The following is a 5,913-nucleotide window of genomic DNA, read 5'->3' as shown; positions in this document are numbered from 1 at the left end:
CGCCGAGGTCGTGGACTGGGCCAGGACCTCGGCGAGACTCGTCCTACCTCGGCCTGCTGAGCACGACCTCGTGCGTCAGCCGCGGCGCCGGAAGGCCACGGGGTCCTCGAGGTAGGCCTCCCAGGCCGCGCGCTCGACGTCGGCGATGCGCCGCGGCGCGCCCGTCGCGGCGTCGACGACGACGATCGTCGTGGCCGCCTTGACGTACGCCTTGCCGCCCGACGCCGGGCCCGTGCGGTCGAAGCCGCCGGGGACGCCGTCGTGCACCTCGTAGCAGACCTCCAGGCTCGCCCCGCCGATCCCGCCGATCCACATCTCCACCCGGACCGGGGTGCGGGAGAAGGCGAGCGGGCGCAGGTACTCGATCTGCTGCCCGGCGACGAGCGTGTGCGACGTGGCGTGCGGGCCCGTGTCGAGGACGGCGGTGGGCCACTCCTCGCCGTCCACGGCCTCCGGGTGCCGCCAGAACGCCGTGATGCGCGCGTCCTCCAGGAGGCGGAGCATCGCGACGTTGTTGACGTGCTGGTAGGCGTCGAGGTCCGACCAGCGCAGGGGGACGGGCACGTGCAGACGGGTCATGGCTCGCATCGTCGCACGCCGTCGGCCCCGGACCGGCATCGTCCCGGGACCGGCGTCAGCCGGCCGCGATCGCCGCCGCGGCGCGGCAGCGCGCGAGCGCGGCGAGCTCGTCCCCCACCGGCACGCGCACCAACCGGTCCGCCACGCCCGAGACGGACTCGCGCAGGCGACGGCGCACCCGCGCCGCCCGGCGGCGCGCGCCCCACGCCGTGAAGACCCGCGCGACGAGCGCGAGCAGCAGGCCTGCCACCAGCCCCCCGATCGCCAGCAGGGTGGGCCACGGCACCTCGAGCACCCCGCCGCCGGAGCCCGTGAGGTCCACGGTGAGCACCGGCAGGATCAGCGGCGGCAGCCGGAAGTACTCCACCGCCGCCGCGGCGGCGAGCCACAGCAGCCCGACCACGGCCGCCGCCAGCAGCACCCACTGCACGGCACCCACCGCAGCCCACCAGCGCGGCCGCCGCGCCGCCTCCAGCCGGGTCCCGACGACCGCCTGGTCGAGGTCCCCGGGCAGCCGGTCGATCGCGTCCTGCGCCCGGCCGCGCGCCACCAGCACCCACGGGTCGGGCGCGCCCTCGGTGACCTCGTCGACGTACCGGCGGACCGCCGACGCCGACGCCGCACGCACGGCGGGGCGTGTCGTCGGCAGGGAGCTGCGCACCAGGTCGGGGCGCTCGGGTGCGCCGCCGCCCCCCGACCCACCGGTGGGCGACCCGCCCGCCCCGGGCCCTCCTGCGCCCCGCCGGAGCCCCAGCCGCCGCAGCGGGTCGCGCCGGAGCCGCGACACCCACCGGGTGACCGGCCAGCCCGTGGCCAGGTGCGCGTCCCGCCGGTGCGTGGCCGCCACCGCGTCCGCGACCGTGGGCACCCCCGCGGCGGCCTCGAGGGCATCCACCAGCGCGTCCGCGGCCCGCTCCCCCGCGTGCGACGCCGGGCTGGAACCGCACGCGTCCGCGATGCGCTGCGCGGCGGCGCGGGCGTCCGCGGCGAGCCGCGCGGTCGCCGCCTCGCGGCGCGCCGCCGCCTCGGCGAGCAGCCCCTTGAGCTGGTCCATCCCCCGCCCGGTCGCGGCCGACACGGCGAGCACCCGGGCGCCACCGAGCCCGTCGGCGGCGACCAGCCGGCGCAGGTCGGCGAGCATCGCGTCCGTCTCGGCGTCGGACAGCCGGTCGGTCTGGTTGAGCACCACGACCACGACCTCCGACCGGCCCGCCAAGGGGCGCAGGTACCGCTCGTGCAACGCCGCGTCGGCGTACTTCTGCGGATCCACCACCCACACCAGCAGGTCGGCCCGCTCCACCAGCCGCTCGGCCCGCACCCGGTGCTCCACGACCACCGAGTCGTGGTCGGGCAGGTCGAGCAGCACCAGCCCGGTCGAGATCCCCGCCGGGCCGCGCCTCCCCCGCAGGCGGGCGAGCCCGCGCCGGGGGCGAGCCGCACCGGGGCCCTCACCGGGGTCGTCGTCCGTCGGCGTCGGCATCTCCTGACGCCGCCGGACCTCCAGCCAGTCGAGCAGCGGCCCGGCGCCGTCGCCCCAGACCGCCGCCACCGCGTGGGACGTCGTGGGGCGGCGGACCCCGACGGTCGCGATCTCCGAGCCCGCGACGGCGTTGAGCACGCTCGACTTGCCGGAGCCGGTGGCGCCCGCGAGCGCCACGACGGTGTGCTCCGCGGAGAGGCCGCCGCGTTCGCGGGCGCGCTTCACGACGCCCCGGGCGTCGTCGAGCAGCTCGCGGTCGAGGCGGCCGCTCGCCGCCACGATCGCCGTCTCCAGCGCCCCGGTCCGGTCCGCGAGGTCGATCCGGCTCACCGGTCCCCCTCCTCGCCCCGGGATCGGGACCGGCGGCGCGACCACCAGCCGCCCCGGCGGGCGGGGACGCCCTCCTCGGGGACCGGCGCGTCGTCGGTCCCGGGCGGCGCCTCGGGCGGGCGGAAGGTGCCCGCGCCGCGCAGCAGGCCGCCGCTCCACGGGCGGGTGACGCCCTCCTGCGGCACGGCCCGGGCCGCCCGCTCGGCGCGGGCGGCCGCGGCGACCCGGTGGGCCGCGTCCCGGACGCCGTCGGCCCCGGTCTGCTGCGTGCCCAGCGCGTCGAGCTGCGCCGTGTACCGGGCTGCCTGCCCGCGCAGCACCGCGCCGACGCGGCCGTTGAGCCGCTCCTTGGCCTGGGCGGCCAGCCGGCGCACGGCCTCGTCGCCGAACACGGCCTCGAGCAGCTTCTGCGCGACGATCGCCGTGCCGCCGGCGATGCCGATCTCGGCACCCGTGAGCCCGGCCGTCGAGGCGAAGACGATGACCATGAGGCTGACGCCGAGCGCGTTCACGCCGAAGGACACCGCGCGGGCGGTGCCGCGGCGCGACGCGCCCTGCTCGCGCACGAGCCCGAGCACGTCCTCCTGCCAGCCGCGGATCTGCTCCGCCACCTCGGTGCGCAGGGCCGCCGGGACGCGGGCCAGGTCGAGGCCGTCCAGGAGCGCCGCGCCCGCGCCGTCGCCCCGCCAGGCCGCGAACGTGCGCTCGGCGGCCTGTTCCGCCGCGTCGAGGATCACCGACTCCAGCCCGTGCGCGATGGCCTGCTCCACCTGCGGCGCCTCCTTCGGGCGGCCGCGGAAGAACCGGGCGACGGCGTCCCGCACGCGCCCCACGCCCGCCTCGACGGACCGGAAGAACTCCCCCGTCCCGACGAAGTCCTGCCAGCGGGCCAGCACCTCGCCGCGCAGCAGCGCGCCGTCCGACGTCGCCGTCTCCACCTGCTCCAGCGCCTCCGCGTGGTACCGCCGGACGGCGTCGCGCAGCCGGGCGTCGGCCACCTCCTGGCCGTCCGCGGTCTCCGCGAGGGCGACGGCGCGCCGCACGAGGTCGTCCACCACGCCGTCCCGGGTGGCGGCGATCACCCGCGCCCGCGCCTCCGGGTCGCCGCCCAGCCCGGACAGCCACGTCGCGACCTCCGCGACCGCGGCCTCCGGCAGGAGACCGTCCACCAGGGCCCCGGGCCCCTGCTCGGCGGCCTCGCCGAGCACGAAGACGCGGGCGTCGCCCAGGCCGTGCTCCACCGTCATGCGGCGCAGGTCGTCGGCCACGACCTCCGCACCCGGGTCCACGCGGTCGAGCACGATGGCGACCTGCGCGCGGCGGCGCGCGGCCTGGCCCAGCAGGTCCCACGGCACGGCGTCGGCGTACCGGGCCGCCGTCGTGACGAAGAGCCACAGGTCGGCCGCGCCCAGGAGCTGCGCGGACAGCTCGCGGTTGGCGGTCTCCACGGAGTCGATGTCGGGGGCGTCGAGCAGGGCGAGACCCTGCGGCAGCGCCTCGCTCGCGACCAGCCGCAGCGCCGCGGCTCCCTCCGCCGCCGTCCGCGCCCTGTCGGAGCCCTGGTGCTCCCCGGCCGTCCCGGCGTCCGGAACCTGGCCCGAGGACGACACGCGCGCCAGCCCGGGCAGCACGCGGTCGGTGGTGAACCACCGCGCGTCGAGGGGGTGGTGCACCAGGACGGGCGCGCGCGTGGTGGGGCGCAGCACCCCCGGCGCGGACACCGGCTCCCCGAGCAGCGAGTTGACCAGGGTGGACTTCCCCGCGCCCGTCGACCCGCCGACCACGACCAGCAGCGGCGCCCGCTCGGCCCGCAGCCTCGGCAGCAGGTAGTCGTCGAGCTGGTCGACGGCCTGGTGCAGGTCGGCCCGCGCCGCACCCACGCCGGGAGTCTCCAGCGGCAGGCGCAGGGCGCCCAGCCGGGAGCGCAGCGTCTCGAGCGCGTCGACCAGCTCCCGGGCCGCCGCGTCGTCCCTCGGGTCGGGGGCGGCGGTCGTGTCCGGGTCGGTCATGTGCCCAGTCTGCCCATCAGGGACGATCCGTGCAGAGCCGACCTGTGAGATGGCGCACCCGACCGACCCGAACCACGCGATCCGCGGTGCCATGGGAGGGCACGACGGCGTGCCGCGCGCGCCGGCCCACGGACCCGCCGCCAGGAGGCACCGGGGCTCGACCCGACCAAGGTCAGCCAGGTGCCGCGCTGGCGCGAGACCGAGGGCGTCTACACCGAGCTGGAGCGCGACGTCATGGCGTACGCCGAGGCCATGACCGCGACACCGCCCACCGTCACCGACGACATGGTCGCCGCGCTCGTGGCCCGCCTCGGCTCCGCCGCGACGGTGGAGCTCACCGCGATGGTCGCCGTCGAGAACCTGCGGTCGCGCTCGTTCTCCGCGGCGGGCGTGCGGAGCCAGGGGTACTCCGACGTCTGCGAGCTGCCGCTCGCGTCGTCCTGACGCGCGCTCGTGACGTCAGGCCCGTCAGGCCAGACGACGGCGCAGCCACGCGACGCACGCCTCGCCCTGGGCGCGCTGGAACGCCCGCAGGTGCGGGATGCCCGGGACCGGCGGCTGCAGCGACGAGAGCACGAAGTACCCGGTGAGCGCGACGAGGTAGGCCGTCACCGCGTCCTCGTCGGTCCCCGACGGCAGCGGGCGCAGCCGCAGTGCCCCCTCCGGCGTCGGCCCGCCCTCGACCTGCACGGCCGGCAGCATGCCCACCAGGTCGCAGAACGCCGCGCCCCGCCCCGGGTACGCCCAGTCGACGGCGACCGCGCGCAGCCCGCTCGCGCCACCAGGCCCGCGCTCGACGAGCACCGCGTTGTCGCCGCGCAGGTCGCCGTGGACGAGCCGGTCGCCGGCGACGGCCGCCGGCGCCTCGAGCTCGAGCGCCGCGAGCCGGTCCAGGTGCTCCGCGAGCCACGGGTCGTACGACGCGAGGCCCGCCGGCCGCTCCGCCGCGAGCCGCCCGGTGAGCTGCGCGGGCAGCTCGGCGGCGAACTCCGGCAGCACGCCCGCCGCGGCCTCCTGCTCCCCCACCTCCGCGGCGAGGTCGAGCACGGCACGCAGCTCGTCCTCCCGCCACGGTTGCGCGGGCGCGCGGCCCTCGACGGCGTCGAAGGCCAGCGCCACCCACTCGTGCCCGTCGGCGACCTCGGTCGTCCAGCGCAGGCGTGGTGCGGGCACGGCCTCGCCGAGCGCCGCCGCACGCTCCGCCTCCTGGCGGTACAGCCGGACCGTGAACTCGTGCTCCGTCGACACCGCCTTGACGAACACCGTGCCGCGGTCGGTGCGCAGCGTGGACGCCAGTCCCTGGGAGTAGCCGCCGTCGTGGCTGGTCCACCCCGTCACGGACGCCCCCAGCCGCGCCTCGATCCCCGCGCGCACGGCGGCGGGCAGGTCGGGCCAGGTGGGGCGGGTGCGGGTGGTCGTCACGGTCATCGCAGGAGTATCGCCGACGAGCGGTCCCGCGCCCCACGCATTTCCCCGGACGCGCGACGCCCCCGGCACCACGGGGTGCCGGGGGCG

5 protein-coding genes are annotated in these 5,913 nt (G+C 78.2%); 1 reads left to right on the top strand and 4 read right to left on the bottom strand.

Features of this window, described 5'->3' with window-relative positions:
- Window positions 1-75: 75 nt before the first annotated feature.
- From ACFQ80_RS22355 to ACFQ80_RS22345, 3 genes are read right to left on the bottom strand one after another with little or no spacing between them, the layout of a single operon-like run.
- Window positions 76-579: an acyl-CoA thioesterase gene (locus ACFQ80_RS22355; protein ID WP_430565187.1), complete on the bottom strand. Its 504-nt coding sequence runs from the start codon at window positions 577-579 to the stop codon at window positions 76-78.
- A gap of 55 nt (window positions 580-634) precedes the next feature.
- Window positions 635-2,389, bottom strand: coding sequence for a GTPase (locus ACFQ80_RS22350; protein WP_430565186.1), 1,755 nt, complete (start codon window positions 2,387-2,389; stop codon window positions 635-637).
- Window positions 2,386-4,398 carry a dynamin family protein gene (locus ACFQ80_RS22345; RefSeq protein WP_430565185.1) on the bottom strand — a complete coding sequence of 671 codons (2,013 nt, stop codon included), beginning with the start codon at window positions 4,396-4,398 and terminating at the stop codon, window positions 2,386-2,388. Before ACFQ80_RS22345 ends, ACFQ80_RS22350 begins: the two co-directional genes overlap by 4 nt.
- Before the next feature lie 180 nt (window positions 4,399-4,578).
- Between ACFQ80_RS22345 and ACFQ80_RS22340 the strand changes: the two genes are divergently transcribed.
- Window positions 4,579-4,842, top strand: coding sequence for a hypothetical protein (locus ACFQ80_RS22340; RefSeq protein WP_430565184.1), 264 nt, complete (start codon window positions 4,579-4,581; stop codon window positions 4,840-4,842).
- 24 nt (window positions 4,843-4,866) lie between these two features.
- Here the strand turns inward: ACFQ80_RS22340 and ACFQ80_RS22335 are convergent, their stop codons facing one another.
- Complete coding sequence (locus tag ACFQ80_RS22335) at window positions 4,867-5,826, bottom strand: aminoglycoside phosphotransferase family protein (RefSeq protein WP_430565183.1); 960 nt, start codon at window positions 5,824-5,826, stop codon at window positions 4,867-4,869.
- Window positions 5,827-5,913: the final 87 nt, after the last annotated feature.

Source organism: Isoptericola sp. NPDC056578 (assembly GCF_042793275.1).
In the GTDB taxonomy this organism is placed as follows: domain Bacteria; phylum Actinomycetota; class Actinomycetes; order Actinomycetales; family Cellulomonadaceae; genus Isoptericola.
This window is presented reverse-complemented; position numbering and strand designations above follow the sequence as displayed.

What these genes read in the sequence shown, in the direction of transcription:
- ACFQ80_RS22355 (WP_430565187.1), bottom strand. Translation starts at nt 579, where the DNA reads ATGACCCGTCTGCACGTGCCCGTCCCCCTGCGCTGGTCGGACCTCGAC.
- ACFQ80_RS22345 (WP_430565185.1), bottom strand. Translation starts at nt 4,398, where the DNA reads ATGACCGACCCGGACACGACCGCCGCCCCCGACCCGAGGGACGACGCG.
- ACFQ80_RS22335 (WP_430565183.1), bottom strand. Translation starts at nt 5,826, where the DNA reads ATGACCGTGACGACCACCCGCACCCGCCCCACCTGGCCCGACCTGCCC.